Here is a 21,900-nt window from a genome sequence, read left to right as displayed (position 1 = left end):
CGCCGCATCAATTCGATCCCGGCGAGGGCTAGATCGTCCACGCGGTGATCGAGATTCACAGCAAGCCGTGACGCAATAGGTCAGCAGAAGGCTACCGCTGGCGCTGATAGCTCCAAGCTGAAGGTAGTAGTGTTTGGCGCCGGAATCTCAAGCATGGTTGACGCGGGTCGCAGCTTGTAAGTGGAGTTGATGTGCACTCCTGAACAGGGAGACACGGATGAGAACAATCGCGCGAATCGGAATCATTCTGGTGATGGTTGGTCTATGCACAGCCGCAGAAGTGCCCGGCTTTAAACTAACGAAGAAGTACCCCATTCCTGGCAACGGCGGCTTTGACTACATCGTTTTCGACAGTTCCTCGAATCGCCTCTACATTTCGCATGGAGACGCCGTGGAAGTCCTCGACGCCGATTCCGGCAAGCGGCTCGGTAGAGTTGAAGGTACGCCGCACGTCCACGGCGTCGCCATTGTTCCGGGCCAGCACCGCGGATTCACCAGCAATGAGGGGGACTCGAGCGTGTCGGTTTTTGACACAAACACTCTCAAGACGATTAAGAAACTCTCCGTCCCTAAAGGCCCGGACTTTATCTTCTATGAACCGTTAACGAAACGAGTACTGATCTGCCACGAAGGCGCGGAGGCAATTACGGCGATTGATCCTGAGAAAGGCGCCATCATCGGGAGAATCGACCTGGGCGGAGGCCCGGAAGCCGCTGTCGTGAGCCGGAAAGGCATAGGGTTCGTGAACATGGAAGCGGCGGCTATGGTGGTGAGTTTTGATCCACGGGGCCTGACCGTCAAACAGAAATGGCCGATTCCCGGGTGTGAGGCTCCCGTCCCCCTGGCCATGGACGATGCGAACTCGCGCTTATTCATTGGCTGCCGGAGCAAGGTGTTGGCAGTTATGGACGCCGACAGCGGCAAGGTAATTACTACTCTTCCCATCGGCGACACGGTTGATGCGGTTGTCTTCGATCCGGACAACAAGATGATATTCGCCTCCAATGGTGACGGCACAATATCGGTGATCCGGCAAAAAAACGCGAATGTGTACGAGTCAATCGGTACCATCGCAACGCAAGAAACTGCCAAGACTATGGCTTTCGACCCCAAGACGAAACGCCTGTTCCTTTCGGCGGCAGAGAAGGCGCCCCCAGGCGCCCAGACGAGATTCAAACCGGGAACGTTCCGCGTTCTGGTTGTCGAACGGCAGTAAGCGGATACCCGCCGACCAGGGATGCACGTGACAAATGATGGATTGGAGCCCCTTTAGTCGACGACGTATAATCACCGTCATGCGGCGTGTCTTCCTACGCTGGGTGATCGTCTTGGCGGTGGCCGTAATGCTATGCGGCCATGTGACGGAATTGTTCGATCGCTGGGATCACACGCTGACAACCGGCACGGACGCAGACTACTCGATCGTATTCGTGGCTGCATGCGCTGGCTCCGTGTTCATGGCTGCAAACTATGTGAGCTCTCTGCTCGGTAGATGTCACGCAAATGAGAGCTGGCCGATACTGCAGTTCCTCTTGGCGTTTCGGGCATTTGTTTCGGACACACACGATTCAGGGTTATCTCCCCCAACTAACCTCTCTCCGCTTCGAATCTAGATTCTCCCTCTGTGATCAGAACTGCTGAGGTCCTATGGGCCCCGGCTTGTCTCCTTTCACATTGCGGAGAGCAACATGCCGACATCCAGGATCACCGTTGTATTTGCCTTAGCGGTCACGCTGACGGGCTGCGCGGTCCGGAAGTATCGCCCGGCGCCTATTTCGCCGTCGGCAAGCGCCGCCTCCTTGCGGGCGCGCACGCTTAACGACGAGGGCCTGCGCAAATACCTCACCGAAGTGCTGCACCCATCGCCCGCCCAGTGGCCCCTGCAGCGGTGGAGTCTGCCCGAGCTTACTCTGGCGGCTTTCTACTACAACCCGAACTTGCAGCTTGCCCGCGCCCGCATGGCGGAAGCTGATGCGGCGGTGATTACGGCAGGGGCACGGCCCAATCCGGTTGTCGGCGGCTCGATCGGCGGCTCCACCTCGCCTGATAGTCCCTGGTTGGGTGCCTTGCACTTCGACCTGCCCTTGGAGATCGCCGGCAAACGCGGCCACCGCGTCACGCGCGCGCAGCGACTCGCCGAAGCCGCGCGCTGGGATCTGGCAAGTGCGGCGTGGACGGTGCGGTCAAGGGTACGCAGCGCTCTCCTGCAGTACGTCACGGTTACGCAACGCCTGCAAGCCCTTCAACAGGAGGAACGGGTCCGCGCTGAACAGGTGCGATTGCTTGAACAACGGCTTACGGTGGGCTTGATTCCGCAGCCCGAGGTGGATGCCGCGCGCATCCTGCACTCGCAGGTATTGCTGGCCCTGGAACAGTCGCAGGAACAGTTCGCCACTGGCAAGGCGGCACTGGCTGCGGCGGTTGGCGTACCCGTGTCGGCCCTGCAGGACCTTGCGCTCTCATGGACGGATTTCGACCATCCAACCAGAGCCGAGTCTCTCCCGCAGTCCGCCATACAGGACGATGTTGTTCTCAATCGCTTAGACATCCGACGTGCGCTGGTCGATTACGCCGCCGCCGAAGCCGATCTCCAACTGGAAATCGCCAAGCAGTATCCCGACATCAATCTTGGCCCGGGCTACAACTTTGAGGAGGCCCATCACAAATTCTCGCTGGGATTCTCCGTTGTTCTACCGGTCCTGAACCAAAACCAGGGCCCGATCGCGCAAGCTGAAGCGCGACGCGAACAGGCCGCGGCCCGGTTCCTGGCGACCCAGGCGGCCGGCATCAGCGCGAGCGAGGAGGCATTGGCCCGCTATCGTGCTTCTTTGAAAGAACTCGACCAAGCGCGAAGTCTTCAGCAGCAATCGGCGTCCCTGGAGCAAGCCACGCAGCGCGCGCTCGCCGCCGGTGAGTCCGACCGCGTCGCGCTCAATGGCGCGCAGTTGCAGGTTGCGATAGCGGCCGGGGCAACGCTGGATGCGCTCTCTCGCGTGCATCAGGCGATGGGCGACTTGGAAGATGCAGTCCAGCGGCCCCTGCTCCCCGGAGACATTCAACCATTGTCCTCGCAATCGCCGGAGCTAAAGCCGGCACCAAGGAAGTGATATGAGCAAATCGGTGAAGTGGCTGATTGCAGCGCTGGTCGCCATCACGGCTGCGTCGGTTGTCGCAATGGTCTTCATGATCGCACGTCGTCCCGATACGGATGATGAAGACGAGGTTGTGAAGGCGCCCTCCCGTGTAGCGGTGAAGAATGGGCGCAGGGTGATCAACCTGGATCAGCAGACACAAACGGAAGAACACATCGCCGTGACAGAGCCGGCACCAACGTCGATGCGGGCAGAATTGCGCGGCACTGCGATGGTGCTTCCGGTCAGTGACCTCGCAACCTTGCGCAACAACTATGTTGCGGCACGCGCAAAGGTGGAACGTGCAGGCGTGGACATCGCTCTCTCCAAAAGCTCTTACGAGCGCATTAAGACGCTGTACGAGCAAAACCAAAACATGTCATTGAAGGCGAAGCAGGATGCCGAGGCAACTTATCGCAGCAACCAGGCGCAGGCACGGGCTGCTGAACTGGATGCCAAGCTCCAGGTGGACACGGTGCGTCAACGCTGGGGAGGAGTGGTTGCCGATTGGATCGCAGGCGACAAACCGGTGCTGGAGCCTGTTCTCGAACAGCGTGATTTTCTGGTTCAAGTGATCTTCCCACCGGGAGAGGTGGGCAAGCCGCCAGCAGGTTTATCGCTGGCCATGCCCGGAAAGCAGCTCGTCCAAGCGCGGTTCGTATCGCCGTTTCCACAGGTGAGTCCGCAAATCCAGGGCATCAGTTTTCTTTACCTCGTGTCCAGCCGGCCGGGACTCGCGGTGGGAATGAACCTGGTCGCTCTCGTGCCGGTTGGCGAATCGCTGCGCGGCATCGTTGTTCCGCAGAGCGCAATCGTCTGGTGGCAAGGAAAGGCGTGGGCGTATGAACAGGTTTCGCCGACCACGTTTGCCCGTCGGGAGGTGCCGACGGACACTCCCGTCAGCGGCGGCTACTTCGTGCCTGCTGCCAGTCTCGCTCTGAAAACGAAACTTGTGATCGTTGGCACGCAGGCGCTGCTCTCCGAAGAATTTCGCAGCGAGATTCAGCAACAGGACTAGCCGGAGGCGAACAATGTTGACTGCAATTGTCCAGTGGTCGTTGAGACACCGCAGTGTAGTCGTGGTCCTCGCCTGCGTCCTGCTTGGTTATGGCGTGTATTCACTGGAGCAGGCGAAGTACGACGTTTTTCCCGAGTTTTCGCCTCCCCAGGTCGTCATTCAAACGGAAGCCTCCGGCCTCGCACCCGAGCAGGTGGAACTGCTCGTGACTCAGCCGATCGAAAATGCCGTCAACGGCGTATCAGGCGTTCAGGCAATACGGTCGGCTTCCGTTCAGGGCCTATCAGTCGTAACCGTTCTATTCGACGGGAACACCAACATTTATCGTGATCGGCAGGTGGTGACCGAGCGCCTATCCACCGTCACCGGCTCGCTTCCAGCGGGCATCAGTCCCACGATTGCTCCGCTTACAACATCAACGAGCATCGTCATGGCGATTGGCCTGACCTCACCCAACCAATCGCTGATGCGCTTGCGCACGGAAGCCGACTGGACAATGAAGTTACGCCTGCTCGCTGTTCCAGGCGTTTCCAAAGTCGCGGTTTTCGGTGGCGATGAAAAGCAATACCAGGTCCAAATTGACCCGCAGCAACTGACGAAACACGACATCGGAGTGGATCAGGTGCTTGCTGCTGCGAAGCAGGCCAGCGGCATCCGTGGTGCGGGGTTTATTACCACTCCCAACCAGCAGCTCATCGTGCAGTCCGAAGGGCAGGCGATCACCTCCAGCGAGTTGGCAAAATCCGTTGTTCTGCAACGCCAAGGTGCGAACCTCACGCTCGGGGATGTCGCACATGTAACCGAGGGAGCAGCGCCACGCCTCGGTGCTGCGTCCGTAATGCGCCGTCCGGCGGTGATCCTGATGGTTTCCGCCCAGTATGGAGCAAACACGCTCGAAGTAACTCGCCACCTGGACAGAGCAATCGACGAGCTCCGCCCCGTGCTGGCGGCACAAAATATCCAAATAAATTCCAGCATTTTCCGCCCGGCGCGATTCATTGATAGCGCGCTGCACAACCTGCGGACATCGCTGATCGTGGGTGGAATTCTGGTTGTAGTCGTTCTCTTTCTGTTCCTGTTCAATTTTCGTACTGCTGCCATTTCCTGCACCGCCATTCCTCTTTCCTTGCTGGCCGCCACGATCGTCATCGAGCGATTCGGGAACACCTTGAACACGATGACACTCGGTGGTCTCGCCATTGCCATAGGCGAAGTGGTGGACGACGCCGTCATCGACGTGGAAAACATTTATCGACGACTGCGGGAAAACCGAACGTTGCCGCAGCCGCAGTCCGCCTTTCGGGTCGTCCTGGAGGCGTCGCTCGAAGTGCGCAGCGCAGTGGTCTACGCCACCTTGTCCGTGATCCTGGTGTTTGTACCGGTATTGACCATGAGCGGTGTGGCGGGAAGCATCTTTTCCCCGCTCGCCATGACGTACATCTGGTCAATCCTCGCGTCGTTGGTGGTGGCACTGACGGTTACGCCCGCATTGTGCCTGATTCTGTTGCCTCGCGGCGAACTGCGTGCTGCCGAGCCACCTCTCGTAGAGTGGCTCAAGGCCAAGTACGAGCGGGTCCTCTCAGGCGTTGAGCAATACCCGACGGCGGTGATGGCCACAGTCGGCGTTATGGTCTTTGCCGCCGTTCTAACCATCCCGTTTCTCGGGGGCGAGTTCCTGCCAAGCCTTCGGGAGGGACATTTCATCGTCCACATGACCGCGGTGCCCGGTACGTCGCTCGACGAATCCATGCGCCTGGGCGACAGCATTACCGAGGCGCTGCAAAAGATCCCGCAGGTACGGGAGATAGCTCAACACGCCGGCAGGGCGGAAATGTCCGACGATTACGCCGGCACACACAGTAGCGAAATTGAAGTCGACTTACGAGAGCTTAGCGGGGCTCAGACGGACAAGGCGCTGAACGATATCCGGCACGCCCTGGTGACATTTTCGGGCGCTGCATTTTCGGTCAACACGTTTTTGACCGAACGAATTAACGAGATCCTTTCGGGCTATACCGGCGCCGTGGTTGTCAACATCTTCGGTCCTCGTTTAGACGAGCTTGACCAGCAAGCGGGACGCATCGTTGGGGTCCTCGGCAAGGTTCCGGGAGCAAGAGAAGTCCAAATTCAATCTCCGCCCGGAATGCCGCAGGTGATCGTCCGACTGCGTCCATCAGATGTCGCACGATGGGGGTTTAGTTCAGTTCAGGTCTTGGATGTCGTCCGAACCGCATTCAGCGGTGACGTGGTTGGCCAGATCTACGAGGGGAATCAGGTCTTTCCGGTCTCGGTGATCTTGACTCCCGCGGAACGGCAGTCTATCTCGGCGATCGCCGCTCTCCCCATTCGGAATCCGGAAGGAAACTACGTACCTCTTCGACAACTCGCGGATGTATACGAGAGTTCAGGCCGTTATTTGATCTCCCACGTTGGCGCACGCCGCGTGCAGTCCGTCACTTGCAATGTTGCCGGCGGCGACGTGGCAACTTTCGTTGCTACCGCACGCCAGCGCATCTCTCAACTGAAGCTTCCACCCGGTGTTTACGTTGAGTTCAGCGGCACCGCGGAGGAGCAGGCCCGGTCGCAGCGCGATCTGCTGGTGCACGCGATTCTTGCCGGACTGGGCATCATCATCCTGCTGTCGATTGTGATGCAGAACTATCGCAACCTGCTCCTGGTTCTGGCGAACCTTCCTTTCGCGCTGGTCGGCGGCATTTTCATCGCGCTCGCCACCGGCGGCAACCTCTCGCTAGGATCGCTCGTGGGCTTCGTTACGCTGTTCGGCATTACGCTCCGTAATTCCATCATGCTGATTTCCCACTATGAGCATCTCGTCCAAATTGAGGGCCTGGATTGGAATTGGGGTACTGCGTTGCGCGGCGCATCCGAACGGCTGTCGCCGATCCTGATGACGGCGCTTGTCACCGGCCTCGGTTTGCTTCCCTTGGCAATTGGCAGCGGCGCTCCAGGCCGCGAGGTCGAAGGTCCCATGGCAACGATCATCCTCGGAGGATTGGCTACGTCAACCGCTTTGAATTTGCTCGTGCTGCCGACACTGGCTCTGCGATACGGCCGGTTCGAGAAGGTCGCGGAGGCAGTCGAGAAGTAATGCGCCTGGGAACATCCGAAGGCGCTTGCGCCGGATAACGAAAGGTAAAGACCTATTCCTCTTGTCCTCCGTGTCCTCTAATCTCTTGGTGTGAAGCGCGACGCTGACCAATCCCGCAACCTCGCCGTCTTCAGCGCCACCTCGTTCCTCAACGACACCGCCAGCGAAATGGCCTACTGGGTCTTGCCTGCGTTTCTCACCGCCATCGGCGCAGGCCCAGCGAAGCTCGGCCTGATCGAGGGCATCGCCGAAAGCGTGGCCTCGTTCGGCAAGCTGTTTTCCGGCTATCTCACCGACCGCGTTCGCCGCCGCAAGCCGATTATCGTTTTCGGCTACTCGGTCGCCAACCTGCTTAAGCCGCTGCTCGCCATCGCACAATCTTGGTGGCAGGTGTTGTTGATCCGCTTCGGCGACCGTCTGGCGAAAGGACTTCGCGGCGCGCCGCGCGACGTCATGCTTGCCGAATCCGTGCCGCGGTCGCGCCTCGGCGCCGCTTACGGACTGCTTCAGGCGATGGACTCCGCCGGCGCCATTGTCGGCCCGCTGATCGCGCTTGCGCTGATGGCTCATTACGGACTGCGTGCCGTCTTCTGGGCCGCCGCGATTCCGGGACTGGCCTGCATCGTGGTCGTCGTGCTCGGCGCACGCGAAACCGGCGACACGCAACCTCGAACTGGTGTGATCTCGAGCGAAGGTGAGGCACTTAACGGGCGCGAAGCCGAGCGCAGCGAGGCCGCGACCCCACTTCTGAAATCCGGCGGCGAAGCCGGTGGAACTCTTGACGCACACGCCGCGTCCGATTCGAGTGACCCGCATTTGGGCATGCGGCCAACTCTTTCTGCGCGTTATTACTACACCCTCTTTGCCGTAGGTCTGTTCTCGCTGGGGAATTCCAGCGACATGTTCCTCGTGCTCCGCGCGCAAAGTACGGGCATTGCGGCTGCGCATGCGCCGCTGCTCGGGCTGGTGTTCAACGTGACCTACACTGCGTTCTCCTGGCCCGCGGGCAAGCTCGCCGACCGAATTTCAAAGGTTGCCCTTGTGGCCAGTGGTTACACGGTGTTCGCGATTGTGTACACGGTGTTCGCGTTCGCGCCCTCGCGCGGCGCGCTGTGGGCCATGATGGGGTTCTACGGCCTGTTCTACGCCTTCACCACGCCGGTGCTGAAGAGAGTGGTAGTGGAGAATGCGCCGCCGGAAGCGCGCGGCCGGGCCTTCGGCATCTTCTATTTCGTCACCAGCATCGCCGCGCTACTCTCCAGCATTCTCACCGGCGAACTCTGGAAGCATTATGGCGCCGAGCTTCCGTTCCTGCTCTCCGCTGCGCTGGCCGCAGTTTCCGCCGTGCTGGTGCTGATCGCACCGAAACTGCGGAACTCACCAATGATCGATGAGCAAATTAGCATGTAGCCGATCGCGATTTACCAAGAACTCGATAGCCGACGACCGACTACGAGCTAACGTGGGGCAATTATGAATGGGCATTCGCTCTTGGCGAAAAGGTGACAGTTATTCCAGTACTCGCGAGGCGAGTGCAAATCCCGGGACCCCTAGCCAATTTACAATACACTGATTTCACTCAAGGCGGTAAGCCGTGGGTGCACTGACCTGCCTGTGCTCCGCAAAAACCTCGTCCGTCAGAAATCCTGTCGTGCGCCAAAAGTAGATCGTCCAGACGTCATTGACTTTTCAGCAGCCTAGAAGGAAGAATCGGGCGACATGCTCGCCTTCCTACTGGGTCTATTTCGATTGATTTGGCTGTTCGGAAAAGGCCATCACGTAGTCCTGCTGGAAAATCTCGCCCTCCGCCAGCAGCTTGCCATCTATAAACGGAAGCAGATACGTCCCCGATTAGTCGGACAGGACCGCTGGTTCTGGATCGCGCTGTCCGTGGTGTGGAAGGACTGGCGACGAGCCTTGTGCGTCGTTCATCCCGACACGGTGGTGCGTTGGCAGAGGGAGCGTTTCCGCCGGTACTGGGCGAACCTGTCGAAGAGGTCCGGAAGACTGGGTCGACCGCCCGTCAGCCTTCAGGTCCGCACGTTGATTCGAAGTTTGGCACAAGCAAATCCCTTGTGGCGTGCGCCGCGCATTCGCGGCGAGTTGCGGAAGCTCGGAATCGAGGTTTCAGAACGGACCGTGTCGCGCGTCTTGCGGACCGTCAAGCGGCCGCCGTCGCAGACCTGGAAGACCTTCCTCCAGAATCACATCGGGGAGATCGTCGCCATTGACTTCTTTACCGTGCCAACGATCCGCCTGCGGGTACTGTTCGTGTTCCTTGTGATCGAACATCAGCGGAGAAAGGTCCTTCACTTCGGGGTCACCGAACATCCGACCGAGTCCTTGGCAAAATGCATTCGTGGAAAGGCTGATCGGCTCGATTCGGCGTGAGTGTTTGGACCATGTGGTGGTCCTCAGTCAACGGCACCTCCGCCATCTACTGAAGAATTATCTAACGTACTACCACCGGTTGCGGACACACCTGGCGCTGGCGAGGGACGCTCCCGAGCCACGCGCAATCATGCGACGAGGCGACATCATTGCGATTTCGCAAGTGGGCGGGTTGCACCACCGTTATGAACGCCGCGCCGCGTGAGAGCGGAGGACGACATGGTCACGCTGAACCGGTCAGCCATCGTGGTCAAACCCAAACAACCTTTTCTGGAATGGCTCCACGCAGCCGATCCCACCAGCCTTGAACTTACATTGCTCGACCTGGTTCGGGAGCCGACGATCTACCTCATCCCAGAATGTGATACCAACGAGGAAGTAGCCGAGATTCTGCGCGAATTATGCGAGGAGATCTTCGAGGAGCAGCTGGCGGGTTGGTACACGGACACATCAACTTGGCCGCGAGACCGGAGTTTCGATGTCTTCTGCCGCTGGTTCGATTATCAGCACCATTCCATGTTGGTTGATCTTTGCGATGAACCACTGATCCGCGACTTCGACTAAAAAGGTCGCTGGCGAATGCGGCCTCGACAGAGGCGCGATCTAGTTTTGGCGAACCACAGGTTCGTTATGCCCGCCGGCCCGCTCTTCTGAATTCTCCTGCCAAACGGATCGTACTTGAACGTAACCGTTCCGCCACTCCCTGGCAAGGTGACCGAAGTGAGGCGGTTCTCGTAATCCCAGGTGTAGCCGGCCACACCACTGTTGCAGATTCGCGAGCGGTAAAGCGAGATTGAAGATCCACATCTGCCAACTGCCGGCAGATGTGGGGCACCGTCGAAACGAAAGCGGAGACCTGGGCCACCAACCCGTCACAATTTCGACTACAGCGACGGCGCGCGCCACGCATCGCACTGGCGAGCCGCGAGAATTTGCTGCAACTCCCTGTGACTTGAAATCCGTCATTCCCACCGTTCGAGAACCGCGAACGGTGGGCCACCCACATTTGCGTAAGATCGAGAGTCGAGAAAGGTGGGCCACCGAGAGTCGAGAAAGGTGGGCACCAGCCTATGGACGCAAACAGGAGATAATGGAACGACTTGGAAGCGGAATTGTGGAGCGGGATCGGCGGCCTCCTTTCGATCGGCCCTACCGTCGGATCCTTTTTCCGGGTACCCAACTTGGACTCACACTGTGTTGAACGGTCCTCAATGCCCCTGACACTCCAGGAGGAGAAATGGAAATATGGCGTAGGTTTTTCTTGAGTGCCATGATTCTAGTGCCCACTATGGCGCTAGCTCAATCACAACAGCCGGGCCCGCAAGCAGCCTTTTCGATTGCGATCAGTGCGCCCCAAACAGTCGTGAAGTCCGGTTCTGACGTCACAGTAAACATCGCTCTTACGAACGCATCTGGCGAAAAAATCAATGTCGGACAGGATGTATCTCGCAAAGGGGAGTTCCATTACCAATTCGATATCCGCGACGGCAAACGTAACCATGCTACCAAAACAAAATACTTTCGGTCGTTGAGGGGCGACGAGGTCGGTCGGGGTGCTGTGATCATGCGTGGCACAATTATTCGGACTCTGCAGCCTGGACAAACCTTGCTCGACGAAGTCAACCTTACGAAATTGTTCGATCTAAACCAGCCAGGAAAGTACACCATCCAGGTGGAACGACGTGATGAAGATAGCAAGATTGTGGTGAAATCGAACGTGATCGAGGTCACCGTGACTGAGTAGTAATCGCGAGAATCCCTCAAGGTCGCCGCGGCCGAAGTGTAGTTGGGCGCTGGCCCTCGATAAGAGCGAAGGCGTTGTCAAGAGACACGTAACCGGTTCGGTGGCGGGTTCTATAAAAGGGGATGTCAAGAAATAGTTTCTTCCCTTGCCGGATGAGTGCGCTGCTTGCTCGACATCCAGCCCCTTTCCTACCCTTCGCAGGAAGGTTTTTCGTTGGCGCGCACGAGAATGTAGGAGATCATCCGAGTTCATGACGCGGTACTGCCGCCGTGGTTCCTGAGGCCATCAAGCAAGCGGTGGCGGAGCGCCAACCATGGTTCTATCTGAGACTCGCGGGACTCGCGGCCTATAGCTTTGTTGGGTTGTCCGAGGGGGCATACGGTGGCCCGTGAGACTCGGTGCCGCAGCACGCGAGGCCTAAACCCGCCCAGGATACTCACCCTCGAACCCGAGCGCTCAGGAGGTCTGGCGATCCTCGGCATGGACCTGGGGATCGGCTTCGGACTCCGTGCGCGCTCAAGCTGCTTGTGGCTTCAGTTGTTCGGCGTCGAAGGCTTCTCCTTTCTTCCAGATCCTCAGCGTGATGGCGGCGATCTTGCGCGCCAGCGTGAGCCGTGCCATCTCCGGCCGCATGCCCTTGGCCAGCAGCCCGAGGTAGACGTCGCGAAACACTCCCTGACAGGCGCTGGAGGTGGTGGCGGCAGCTTTAAACAGGTTCTTCAACTCGTGGTTGTGGTTCCAGTTCAGGCCCCGCACCAGCGTCGGCTTGCGCCGCCGTTCCACCTGCCCGTTGACGACCCGATACTGGGCGCTGTCGCGCGTCTCCAGCGCCAGTCCGCAGTAGGCCCAGAACTGGCGCTTGCTGGCGGAAGCGATGCGGCGTCTGCACGCGGCCGATCAGCAGCGCGGCGCGAATCGGCCCCAGGAACGGCACCGACTGCAGCCATTGCGCCGCCGCGTGCTTACGGCACTCCGCGATCAGCTCGCGCTTGGCCTGACGGCGCAGCGGCTGTAACGCATCCAGCTCCTGGTACAGACACTCGCCGCGCCGCCGCAAACTGCCCGTGCCCAACTGCGCCAGGTAGTGCTCGCGATGCCGCTTCGCGTACAGCTTCTTGCCGGCGCAGCTCACCGCCTGGCTGCGCAACACCGCCTTTAACCGCGCCATCACCCGCGTGGTGTCTTCGGTCAGCATGGTGTAGCTGCGCGCCAAATGCTGGACCTCGAGCCCGCTGCTCTCGCCGTGATAAACCGGCGACAGCAGTCCGGCGCGCAGCAACTCGGCCAGCTTGCGCGCATCGATGGCGTCGCCCTTGCTCCCCGACTTCAGCAGAGCGTTCTTGCGTGGGTTGCACACCACCAGCTTCGCCACCCGGCGCGCCAGCAGATCGTAGAGCCAGGCCGAATGCGTCCCTTCTTCCAAGGTGACGTAGAGGGTTCCCTTGATTCCATGAAGGAAATCCAGAATCGCAGCCGCGTGTGTCGCCAGCACCGACTGCATCAACAGCTTGCCCTCGCCATCCAACACGGCGGCTGAGATCGTGTCGCGGTGGACATCGAGGCCGATGTATCTCACACTATTCATCAGGGTGTTCCTTTCGTCAGGCGTGGTTGACTGCTCATCACACCAACCACAGCCTACTTCGAAAGGGGCGCCCTTTTATAATGCGTGGCCCACCTTCCGTGTTGATGGCATGCGCGAAGTATAGCTCCACTCTATCGCTACTCGCAGTAATCAGGAACGCGGGTGCCCCATCCTTTGGCGCGCCGCTTTTGCGCGACAAAGGGTGGGCATTGCAGATTCAGATTGGTAATTTCCGAGCCCATCTCAGAATTGGTCGGGGAGAGAGGATTTGAACCTCCGACCCCCTGGTCCCGAACCAGGTGCTCTACCAGGCTGAGCCACTCCCCGACGCTTTACGGACACGGATTGTCTGCGGTCTCCAGGAACGCGGGCGCGCTCCTTACCGCATCTTCTTTATTATAACAAACGCCCCCGGGTCATTCGGCGGGGCGCCCATGCAATCCCCGCCGCCCGCTCCTTGGCCGAAGTGGCCGACCCGCTTGCCCGATGTCAACCGGCTAAACACGCACGCGCGCTTCGGAGCGTCGCAGAACTGAAACCGAAACTGAGGCTGAAACTGTTGCCTGCCTCACTTGATCACTCCGCGCTCCGACGACTCCACGAACCGGATCAGCATCTCGACGTCCGGCCCAACCTCGCCCTCGGCCTTTAATCTCTCCAGCGCCTGCGACGTGTTCAGCTTCGAGGCCAGCAGCACCTTGTACGCGTGGTGCAGTTTCCGCAACCGCTCCTCGCTGAAGCCGCGGCGTTTTAGTCCCACCGAATTCAGGCCGTAAGCGCGATTTTCGCGGGCCGCGCTGGTTTTGGAAAACGGCAGCACGTCCTGCGTGATGGTTGTCCCCCCGCCGATGTAGCTGTGCGCGCCGATGCGCACGAACTGGTGCACCGGGCAGAGCGCGCCCACCACCGCCCACTCCTCCACCGTCACGTGTCCCGCCAGCGTCGCGGCGTTCACCAACATGACGTGGTCGCCGATCACGCAATCGTGCCCGATGTGGGTGTACGCCATGATCAGGATGCCGTTCCCGATGCGCGTCACCCCGCCGCCCTTCACCGTCCCGCGATTGATGGTGACGTACTCGCGAATCGTGTTGTCATTTCCCATCTCCAGCCGCGTCGGCTCGCCCCGGTAGCTGATGTCCTGCGGATCGATGCCGACCGCCGCAAACGGGTAAATCCGATTGCTGTGGCCCATCCGCGTCGGCCCGTGCAGCACCACGTGCGCCACCAGTTCGCATTCCTCGCCCATCTCCACCTGCGGCCCAATCACGCAGTACGGCCCGATGCGGCAGGACTCCGGAATCCTGGCGCTGGAATCGACGATGGCAGTGGGGTGAATCAAAGAAGTTTCGGTTTCGAGTTTCAGTTTCAGTTCGTGAGGTACAGGTCGCCGAATTCTCGAGGAATCTCGGTTTCGTTGTGGCCGAAGCACCAGCCTGCTAGGAACCGGCTTCGTTCTTTGAACTCTCGCCAGCAGCGCCCGCCGCGCGCGGTACTAGGCGGCAGCTCACGATGGCTTCGCAAACGCGTTTGTCGCCGACAAAAATCCGCCCTTCCATGCGCACCGCGTTCTTCCGCCACGCCAGCACCGTCACTTCGATCCGCAACTGGTCGCCCGGCACCACCGGCCGCCGGAAGCGCGCGCGCTCGATGCCGGAAAACACCATCAGGTTCTGCTCGCGGTCGGCGATTTCAGTCAGCAGCAGCGCGCCGCCGGCCTGCGCAATCGCTTCCACCATCAGCACGCCCGGCATGATGGGAAAGCCGGGGAAGTGCCCCTGGAAGTAGGGCTCGTTGACGGTGACGTTCTTGAGCGCGACAATGCGCTCCCGGCGCGTCAACTCCACCACCCGGTCAATCAGCAGAAACGGATACCGGTGCGGCAGGATGCGCTGGATTTCCGTGATGTCCAGTGTCGTTTTCTGTTCCGTCGTCGCTTCTGGTTCCATGATTGCAGCGTGAATCAGGCATTATAGCGAAAGCATGAAAGACGCCAACAAACTTCCGTCGCCACTGCTCACCGCCCTCACCCGGCGCCGCGGGGAAATGGTCAGCCTCCTCCGTCAACTGGTCGAGCAGGAATCGCCCAGCTTCAACAAGCCCGCGGTGGATTCGTTCGCGCAGTCCCTCGCCAAAACATTCGCCGGCATCGGCGCGCGGGTTCAACTGCATCCCGCGCGGGATTTCGGCACTCATCTCCAGGCGGATTTCGCCGCCGACCACCGCGCCCCTCCCGTCCTGCTGCTCGGCCACATGGACACGGTCTGGGATGTCGGCACATTAAAGACGATGCCGGTGCGCGAGAAAAACGGACGCCTCTTCGGCCCCGGCGCTTACGACATGAAGGCCGGCATCGCCCAGATGATCTTCGCGGTGGACGCGCTTCGCGAGCTGCGCGGCGCTGTTCCCCGCCCCGTCACCATCCTCCTGGTCAGCGACGAAGAGGTCAAGAGCGCCTCCTCGCGCGCCATCCTGACCAGGCTCGCCAAACAATCGTCGGCGGTGTTCGTGCTGGAACCTTCCGCGGGATTGAAGGGCGCGCTCAAGACGGCGCGCAAAGGCGTCGGCGAATATAGGGTCAAGGTCACAGGACGACCCTCGCACGCCGGCCTCGATCCGCAAAACGGCCACAGCGCCATCATCGAACTGGCGCGCCAGATCGGGCGCATCGCCGCGTTCAACGATCGCAGTCGCGGCACCACCGTGAACCCAGGCATCATCCGCGGCGGCACGCGCACCAACGTGGTCGCCGCCGAGGCCGAGGTCGAAGTGGACGCGCGCATCGCGCGCCTCGCCGACGGGCCTCGTCTCGACCGCAAATTCCGCAGCCTGCGCCCCTTCGACAAAGTCTGTCGCCTGGAGATCAGCGGCGGCATCAACCGCCCACCCCTGGAGCGCACCCCGGCTGTGGTCGGCTTGTTTCGCAAAGCGCAGGCCGCGGCGCGTGAACTCGGTTTTGAAGTTGACGAGGCCGCGGTCGGCGGCGGCTCCGACGGCAACTTCACCGCCGCCCTCGGCATTCCCACGCTCGACGGCCTGGGCGCGGTCGGCGAAGGCGCCCACGCGCTGAATGAATCCGTCGTGATCTCCGAAATCCCCCGCCGCACGGCGTTGTTGGCGCGGTTGATCGAAATCGTATAAGGTCGCAACCCATATAAACCTTTTTGCGATGATGAGCGGGAGTCTTCAATCGGCAATCATCAATCGACAAGCGGCAATGGTTTTTTCAGCGAGAATCGACAACCAAAAACCCTAGCTCACCGTCTCCGCGCTGTACCGTGCGATCAATCCCGTCCGCACCGCATACCGATAAACGCACGCAAAGATCCAGCACGCCGCGAAGACGTACAGGACAGCCAGCCACACGCCTAACAGCAGCAGCATCGGCGGGGCCGCGTGCCCGGCAAGGATCGCCCGCATGCCTTCAAACACGTACGACGGCGGCAGGCCGTGCGCGATCGCGCGCATCCAGTGCGGCAGAACGGCGAGCGGATAGAACACGCCGACAAACGGCGAGATGAGCGCCGGAATCGGCCAGATGAACCACTCCGACGCCGGGCCGAAGCGCAGCACGATCGCGCTGCCCACGATTCCCATCGCGATACCGAACAGAAACAACACCAGCAGGAACGCCACCAACATCGCGCCGTAAGCGAAGAACGACAGCCCGAATGCCAGCATCGCCAGCGCCAGCATGACCGCCAGCCCCACCAGGCTGGTGGCGGTGCTGGAAAGCACCAGCCCGGCAAGATACTCGCCGATGGAAAGCGGCGTAGCGAAAATGTTCAGGAAATTGCGCGACCACACGTCTTCGAAGAACGTCATGGTCACGCCGTGCATCACCCGGCTGAAAAAATCCCACAGCAGTACCGCGCCCAGCAGTACCGGGACAAAATTGAAGCCCGAGCCGGTGACGGAATTCAGGTAGCGCGTAATGAATCCCCAGAGGATGATGTCCACCGCCACCCACGCGAACAGCGGCACCACCCGTGACGCGCTCCCGCGCACCAGGTAGTACTGCCGTAGCACGATGGCGGCGACGCGGCTGAAACGCATGCTTACGCCCGCTCCAGGGCCAGCGGCTCGCGGGCCACCGCGATGAACAAGTCTTCCAGCGATTCCCTGCCGTGCTCGTGCGGCAGCGTCTTGGGGTCGCCCTCCAGCAGGATCTTGCCGTGCGAAAGAAACAGCACGCGGTCGCAGACTCCCTCGACCTCGTACATGTTGTGCGACGTCCACAGCACGCCGCACGCGCCCCGGGCGGCGAACTCGCGAATGATGCCGCGAATGTCTTGCGCGATGGCCGGGTCCAGCGACGCCGTGGGTTCGTCGAGCAGGAGCAGGTGCGGACGGTTGAGCATCGCCTTGGCGAGCGACGCGCGCGTTTGCTCCCCCGACGACAGCAGCCCGCACTTCACGTCGCGGAATCGCTCCAGGTTGAATTCCTTCAGCAGCTCCTCGATGCGCGGCGTCAGGTTCTCGACCGCGTAGATCATGCCGAAGACGCGCAGGTTCTGCGCCACTGTCAGGTTGCCGGGAAGCGGCGCATACACGGCGGCGAAATTGGTCCGCGCCAGCGCCTGCGTCCGCCGCCGCGCGATGTCCACCCCCTCAATCAGAATGACTCCCGCAGTTGGCTCCAGGACGCCCAGGACCATGCTGATCGTCGTGGTTTTGCCGGCGCCGTTGGGCCCCAGCAAGCCGACGATCTCGTTGCGTCGCACTGCGAACGAAATGCCGTCCACGGCGAGCGTACTGCCGTATGTCTTGCGCAAGCCGGTGACCATGAGCACGTCGGACATTGTAATTTCAGATGCCGGTTGACCCGACAGACGTAAGCTTCCATAAAATCTGCCGCAGCATCCCCAGCCAGATCTCGGCGTCACCCGCTTCCAGTTCGAAGCGGCGAAGCAGTCGCCGCACCTTCGCTTCGGTTGCCGCCGTGGAACGTGGCTTCAGGTAGCCGCTGGCGCGCAGCGCTTCCAGCAGTACGCCGGTGATCCGCTCCACCTCGCCTGCGGTTGCCAGGGCTGGTTTCGCGGATCGATGGGTGGCCCGCCCTTTCGCCCGGTGGAACCTGCCCTGAGCGGAGTCCACGGGGCGAAGGGTGGGGGCATCACGCGCCAGTTCGTACAGGCACACCGCAACGGCCTGCCCGAGATTCATGGAGATGTGCTCGGCACGCGTGGGAATGCGCATCAGCCAGTGACAATGGCTGAGGTCCAGGTTGGAAAGGCCGACCTTCTCCGAACCGAACAAAATCGCCACCCTGCCGCGGCCCAGTGCCTTGCGGATGAGTCGCGCCCCGTCTTCCAGGCGCTTGAGCGGGTGCTGCAATTCCCGATGCCGGATCGCCGTGGTTCCCACCACCAGCGCGCAGTCGGCGACGGCTTCACCCACGCTCTTATACTCTTCGGCGCTCGCCAGCACTTGCGAGGCGCCCACCGCGGAACGTGCCTCGCGAAATGCGGCTTCGTATGGCTTTACCACTCGCAGGCGAAGAAACCCGAAATTGCTCATGGCGCGAGCGGCCGCGCCCACATTCAGCGGGTTGCGCGTGCCCACCAGCACGACACGGAGACGGTCGAATTCGGCCACGAGAGGCAACGTCGCTCATTGTACGACCGCCCCCAAACTCGCCCGTTTGCCCCCTGAATCGACAATCAGCAATCGACAGTCGGTAATGGTTTTGCGGAACCGGCCACCGACCACGGACTTCCCACAACCGTGGTTACTAAAGGCCCTCTCCCCACCTGGCCGCTTGTGATATTTCGCAGGTTACCCGCTTGGGATAAAACCATTGGAGCGGATCATCCGAGGCGCCATCGCCGACCTTGGGCGTATCTCCGCGGAGGAAGTTATGGCTAGCAGTCCAGCCGCCGATCTCCACCCGTCCAGCCTGCCCGTCGAGGGCATCCTGCTGGCGGAAGAATTGCTCGACCTTGCTGAACGCGCGCAGGCCTACACCAACGCCGCCGGCGTTGCCATCGCACTGCGCCGTGGCCAGGAGCTGCTGGTCCGTACCAGCACCGGCGCCGCTCCCGAGGTCGGCAGCACCATTCCCATGTCCGATGGCTTCATTACCGATTGCCTCAAGAGCCGCCGCCCGCTGTGCTGCCGCGACACCGAATCCGACAGCCGCGTCGGGCCATCGTTCCGCGCCATGAGGACGCGATCGCTGATTGCTATTCCCATCTGCGAGCACCGCGACGCCAAGGGCGTCATGATGGTCATCGCGCCGCTGCCCAACGCCTTTCAGCCGACCCATACCGCCATCCTGATGACGCTGAGCGACATCATCGCCTCCAAGCTGGCGGCGCGCAATGCCATCCCCGAGATGGAAGTCGAAATCGTGGACCTACCCGCGCCGGCGCCCGTGGTTGCCGCTGAGCCGGTTGTCCAGCCCGAGGTTACTGCTGCCCCGGTCGCCAAGCCGGCGCCGGTTGAAACCGCTGCTGCCGCGCCTGCCTCCGTGACTCCCGCACCCAAACCGATTGCGCCTGTATCGCCATTCCGCGCAGCGAAGCCGTTGGCGACTGAGCCGGCGACTACGCCTGCTCCCGCAGCCAGCCCCGCGGTTCCAGCGGCGCTGTTGCGCACTGCCGCGCTGCCGCTGCCCGAGGAGCAGGTTGAAACCAAGCCCGATCCCGGCCTTCTGAGCCCCTCGGAGGACCCCACCCGCTTCAAGCCGGTGCCTTCGATTGCCCCGAGCCCGACTGCTTCCTCGCGTCCCGAACCCGTGGTTATCAACCACAAGCCGGTCGCGCCCGTACTCAAAGCCGCCGCGCCCATCGCGGCCAGTGCGGCGCATCCAGCCGTCGTCAATGATGTATTACCGACCATCGCCGCTTGGGAGTCACCCGAGGCGCAGACCAGCAAGCGCCCGATGCTGCTGGGCGCCGCCGCCGTCGCCGCTGCCTTGCTGGTAGCGGCCGGGTTATGGGTATATCGCTCGACTAGCAACGAGGTTCCTCCGCCCACTGTTTCCGTACCCGCGCCGGTCGCCGCGGCTCTGCCGCCGACGGTTGCTGCTGCCACGCCGGTACCCGTGCCCAGGAAGGCTGAAGCGCCTGCGAAGCCGGCCGTGGCGCAGCCGGAGCAGCCCAAGATTTCTCAACCGGCCGAGTCGGTCGCGGTGGAGCCGAAGCATCGGACTGCGACGCCGGTTATCGAGATTGCGGCTGCGCAGCCGAAACCGAAGCGGGAACCGGAAGCGGAAATGGCGGCGCCGAAGCTGGCGCTCGCCTCGAATGATGCCGCCGTAAGCTCGATCAGCAAGCTCCCGGTCGCCCTTCCGGCCAGGCCGAAGTCAGAACTGGTTCCGGCGACCCTGATCTCCCGCACCGCGCCGGTGTTTCCATCGATCGCCAGGCAAATGGGGATATATGGCGCTGTGTTGATGAACGTGACCATCTCGCCGAAGGGAACTGTCACCGCCGTGCAGGTCATTAGCGGCGCTCCCCAGCTTCGCCAGGCAGCGGTCAGCGCGGTTCGGCAGTGGCGTTACAAACCGGCGATGTTGAACGGTCAGCCGGCCGAGAGCGCCGCCGAAGTTCAGATCAATTTCCTGCGCTAGTCGGCGGCGGCCGGCGACGCACCCTTCCCTGTTGCCGCTGTTTCTTTGACTATCCCTCCGCAGTGGCCTAGAATCTGGACAGGCTCAATTTCCATGAGCGTTGTGCCCGGGCGCCCGTAAACCGGGGTTCCTGGCGACCACCTTGGCGCGGGAGGCCACTTATGATCGGCAAATTGGGTTTGCCCGAAATCCTTGTCATCCTGGCGATTGCCCTGCTTATCTTCGGGCCGGGCCGGCTGTCGGAGTTGGGCAAAGGACTCGGCGAAGGCATTCGCAACTTCAGGTCGTCCGTGAAGGACGGCGAGCAGCCCGCGGAAAAGAAGTAGAGCGCGCGCGGCGCGGCCAGCTTTGGCACAGGCGTGAACGCCTGTGCCTTTTCATTTTTGTGGCCGCGTTTGTGAGAGTTGTCATTGCACGCGCGCCGTTAGCCATGAGCGAGGTCGAAGGGGAGGAAGCCAGGTCTTCTAAAACAGAATCTTCCCCACTAGCCACCGATTCCGTGCTCCCGCAGCATGCGGCACACCAGCGGCACCGGTAATCCCACGACGTTGAAGTAACAGCCGTCCAGCCGGCAGATCCAGCGCGAGGCGATCCCCTGGATGGCATACGCGCCCGCCTTGTCCATCGGCTCGCCGTGCGCCACGTACATTGCGATCTCTTCCTCCGTGAGGCGTTCGAAGGTGACCGCGGTGGTCTCCGCGCGCACGTCTTCAAAGCCTGCCCCGATGAGGCATACACCCGTGGTGACCTGGTGCGTGCGTCCGGACAACAGGCGCAGCATGCGGGCGGCGTCGGCGGCATCGGCCGGCTTCTCCAGGATGTGCTGGTCAACCACGACAATGGTGTCGGCGCCCAGGACCAGGTCACTGTCGGTGAGTTGCCGGCGGACGGCGCGGGCCTTGTCGCGGGCCAGGCGCTGGGCGTAGTCGAGCGGCCCTTCGCCGGGGCGGAGCAGCTCCGCAACCTCGGCCGGCCGCGCGGCGAACGCGATGCCCGCGTTGCGCAGCAGTTCCTGGCGTCGCGGCGATGATGAGGCGAGCACAAGCATGCCCGAGTTGTAATTGACCTGCGGGTAATTTGCAATTTGAGACGCGGCGGGCTGCTGGCCTGCGGGCACCCGGTGGGCGCCACCGGCCTGATGCAGGCGGTGTTCGCCTTCTGGCAATTGCAGGGCAACATCGCAAGGCACAACGATGGCGACGGCAGCTTCCAAGTGAAGCAGAAACGCGGAATGGATCGTCGCCCGATGCGGGGCGCCATCCACAGCCACGCCGGCACGGGCACCTACGTCACCGTTAGCATCCTCGAAAGCACGCGCAGTCCCATGACGTTCGGGGCGTGATCGG

21 protein-coding genes, 1 tRNA gene and 1 pseudogene are annotated in these 21,900 nt (G+C 61.4%); 13 read left to right on the top strand and 10 right to left on the bottom strand.

Annotation, left to right across the window (positions count from 1 at the left end):
- The first annotated feature begins 217 nt into the window (after nucleotides 1-217).
- From LAN70_17160 to LAN70_17125, 8 genes are all read left to right on the top strand, one after another.
- Complete coding sequence (locus tag LAN70_17160; protein MBZ5512878.1) at nucleotides 218-1,216, top strand: YncE family protein; 999 nt, start codon at nucleotides 218-220, stop codon at nucleotides 1,214-1,216.
- Nucleotides 1,217-1,688: 472 nt separating this feature from the next.
- Nucleotides 1,689-3,107 carry a TolC family protein gene (locus tag LAN70_17155; GenBank protein MBZ5512877.1) on the top strand — a complete coding sequence of 473 codons (1,419 nt, stop codon included), beginning with the start codon at nucleotides 1,689-1,691 and terminating at the stop codon, nucleotides 3,105-3,107.
- Between the two features lies 1 nt (nucleotide 3,108).
- Nucleotides 3,109-4,149 carry a hypothetical protein gene (locus LAN70_17150; protein ID MBZ5512876.1) on the top strand — a complete coding sequence of 347 codons (1,041 nt, stop codon included), beginning with the start codon at nucleotides 3,109-3,111 and terminating at the stop codon, nucleotides 4,147-4,149.
- Between the two features lie 13 nt (nucleotides 4,150-4,162).
- Nucleotides 4,163-7,258 (top strand): efflux RND transporter permease subunit, encoded by a 3,096-nt coding sequence (locus LAN70_17145; GenBank protein MBZ5512875.1) that lies wholly within the window; start codon nucleotides 4,163-4,165, stop codon nucleotides 7,256-7,258.
- Nucleotides 7,259-7,348: 90 nt separating this feature from the next.
- On the top strand, nucleotides 7,349-8,668 hold the full coding sequence (locus LAN70_17140) for an MFS transporter (GenBank protein ID MBZ5512874.1): 1,320 nt from the start codon (nucleotides 7,349-7,351) through the stop codon (nucleotides 8,666-8,668).
- 309 nt (nucleotides 8,669-8,977) lie between these two features.
- Nucleotides 8,978-9,649 carry a hypothetical protein gene (locus LAN70_17135; protein MBZ5512873.1) on the top strand — a complete coding sequence of 224 codons (672 nt, stop codon included), beginning with the start codon at nucleotides 8,978-8,980 and terminating at the stop codon, nucleotides 9,647-9,649.
- On the top strand, nucleotides 9,549-9,854 hold the full coding sequence (locus LAN70_17130) for a transposase (GenBank protein MBZ5512872.1): 306 nt from the start codon (nucleotides 9,549-9,551) through the stop codon (nucleotides 9,852-9,854). The genes LAN70_17135 and LAN70_17130 overlap by 101 nt, the downstream gene beginning before the upstream one ends.
- 14 nt (nucleotides 9,855-9,868) lie before the next feature.
- Nucleotides 9,869-10,213 carry a type IV toxin-antitoxin system AbiEi family antitoxin gene (locus LAN70_17125; protein ID MBZ5512871.1) on the top strand — a complete coding sequence of 115 codons (345 nt, stop codon included), beginning with the start codon at nucleotides 9,869-9,871 and terminating at the stop codon, nucleotides 10,211-10,213.
- On the opposite strand, the gene LAN70_17120 is transcribed toward LAN70_17125, so the two are convergent.
- Nucleotides 10,210-10,407 (bottom strand): RHS repeat protein, encoded by a 198-nt coding sequence (locus LAN70_17120; GenBank protein MBZ5512870.1) that lies wholly within the window; start codon nucleotides 10,405-10,407, stop codon nucleotides 10,210-10,212. The genes LAN70_17125 and LAN70_17120 overlap by 4 nt on opposite strands.
- A 479-nt stretch (nucleotides 10,408-10,886) precedes the next feature.
- On the opposite strand from LAN70_17120, the gene LAN70_17115 reads away from it, so the two are divergent.
- On the top strand, nucleotides 10,887-11,393 hold the full coding sequence (locus LAN70_17115) for a hypothetical protein (protein ID MBZ5512869.1): 507 nt from the start codon (nucleotides 10,887-10,889) through the stop codon (nucleotides 11,391-11,393).
- A 516-nt stretch (nucleotides 11,394-11,909) separates the two neighbouring features.
- Here the strand turns inward: LAN70_17115 and LAN70_17110 are convergent.
- The 5 genes from LAN70_17110 to fabZ form a co-directional block, all read right to left on the bottom strand.
- Nucleotides 11,910-12,116 carry a hypothetical protein gene (locus LAN70_17110; GenBank protein MBZ5512868.1) on the bottom strand — a complete coding sequence of 69 codons (207 nt, stop codon included), beginning with the start codon at nucleotides 12,114-12,116 and terminating at the stop codon, nucleotides 11,910-11,912.
- On the bottom strand, nucleotides 12,100-12,978 hold the full coding sequence (locus tag LAN70_17105) for a transposase (protein ID MBZ5512867.1): 879 nt from the start codon (nucleotides 12,976-12,978) through the stop codon (nucleotides 12,100-12,102). Before LAN70_17105 ends, LAN70_17110 begins: the two co-directional genes overlap by 17 nt.
- A gap of 250 nt (nucleotides 12,979-13,228) precedes the next feature.
- Nucleotides 13,229-13,305 (bottom strand) — tRNA-Pro (locus LAN70_17100).
- A 241-nt stretch (nucleotides 13,306-13,546) separates the two neighbouring features.
- Complete coding sequence (gene lpxA / locus LAN70_17095; protein MBZ5512866.1) at nucleotides 13,547-14,320, bottom strand: acyl-ACP--UDP-N-acetylglucosamine O-acyltransferase; 774 nt, start codon at nucleotides 14,318-14,320, stop codon at nucleotides 13,547-13,549.
- A 97-nt stretch (nucleotides 14,321-14,417) separates the two neighbouring features.
- The gene (gene fabZ / locus LAN70_17090; protein ID MBZ5512865.1) at nucleotides 14,418-14,927 is read right to left on the bottom strand and encodes a 3-hydroxyacyl-ACP dehydratase FabZ; all 510 of its coding nucleotides are present in this window, start codon (nucleotides 14,925-14,927) and stop codon (nucleotides 14,418-14,420) included.
- Nucleotides 14,928-15,024: 97 nt separating this feature from the next.
- Between fabZ and LAN70_17085 the strand changes: the two genes are divergently transcribed.
- A complete protein-coding gene (locus LAN70_17085) occupies nucleotides 15,025-16,119 on the top strand; it encodes a M20 family metallopeptidase (GenBank protein MBZ5512864.1) in 1,095 nt (364 codons plus the stop codon).
- A gap of 111 nt (nucleotides 16,120-16,230) precedes the next feature.
- Here the strand turns inward: LAN70_17085 and LAN70_17080 are convergent, their stop codons facing one another.
- The 3 genes from LAN70_17080 to LAN70_17070 are packed head-to-tail and all read right to left on the bottom strand — an operon-like array spanning nucleotide 16,231 to nucleotide 18,576.
- On the bottom strand, nucleotides 16,231-17,034 hold the full coding sequence (locus LAN70_17080; GenBank protein ID MBZ5512863.1) for an ABC transporter permease: 804 nt from the start codon (nucleotides 17,032-17,034) through the stop codon (nucleotides 16,231-16,233).
- 2 nt (nucleotides 17,035-17,036) lie between these two features.
- Complete coding sequence (locus LAN70_17075) at nucleotides 17,037-17,780, bottom strand: ABC transporter ATP-binding protein (GenBank protein ID MBZ5512862.1); 744 nt, start codon at nucleotides 17,778-17,780, stop codon at nucleotides 17,037-17,039.
- A gap of 7 nt (nucleotides 17,781-17,787) precedes the next feature.
- Nucleotides 17,788-18,576 (bottom strand): RNA methyltransferase, encoded by a 789-nt coding sequence (locus LAN70_17070; GenBank protein MBZ5512861.1) that lies wholly within the window; start codon nucleotides 18,574-18,576, stop codon nucleotides 17,788-17,790.
- 262 nt (nucleotides 18,577-18,838) lie between these two features.
- Here LAN70_17070 and LAN70_17065 point away from each other — a divergent pair, with 262 nt between their 5' ends.
- Both LAN70_17065 and tatA read left to right on the top strand, forming a co-directional pair.
- Nucleotides 18,839-20,554 carry a TonB family protein gene (locus LAN70_17065; GenBank protein MBZ5512860.1) on the top strand — a complete coding sequence of 572 codons (1,716 nt, stop codon included), beginning with the start codon at nucleotides 18,839-18,841 and terminating at the stop codon, nucleotides 20,552-20,554.
- Between the two features lie 161 nt (nucleotides 20,555-20,715).
- Entirely contained in the window at nucleotides 20,716-20,880 is a 165-nt protein-coding gene (gene tatA, locus LAN70_17060; GenBank protein ID MBZ5512859.1) for a twin-arginine translocase TatA/TatE family subunit, read from the top strand.
- A 158-nt stretch (nucleotides 20,881-21,038) separates the two neighbouring features.
- On the opposite strand, the gene LAN70_17055 is transcribed toward tatA, so the two are convergent.
- On the bottom strand, nucleotides 21,039-21,602 hold the full coding sequence (locus LAN70_17055) for a Maf family protein (GenBank protein ID MBZ5512858.1): 564 nt from the start codon (nucleotides 21,600-21,602) through the stop codon (nucleotides 21,039-21,041).
- 45 nt (nucleotides 21,603-21,647) lie between these two features.
- On the opposite strand from LAN70_17055, the pseudogene LAN70_17050 reads away from it, so the two are divergent.
- Nucleotides 21,648-21,896 (top strand): annotated as a pseudogene (locus LAN70_17050) (hypothetical protein).
- Nucleotides 21,897-21,900: the final 4 nt, after the last annotated feature.

It is taken from the genome of Terriglobia bacterium, assembly GCA_020072845.1.
Lineage (GTDB): Bacteria > Acidobacteriota > Terriglobia > Terriglobales > Acidobacteriaceae > JAIQGF01.
This window is presented reverse-complemented; position numbering and strand designations above follow the sequence as displayed.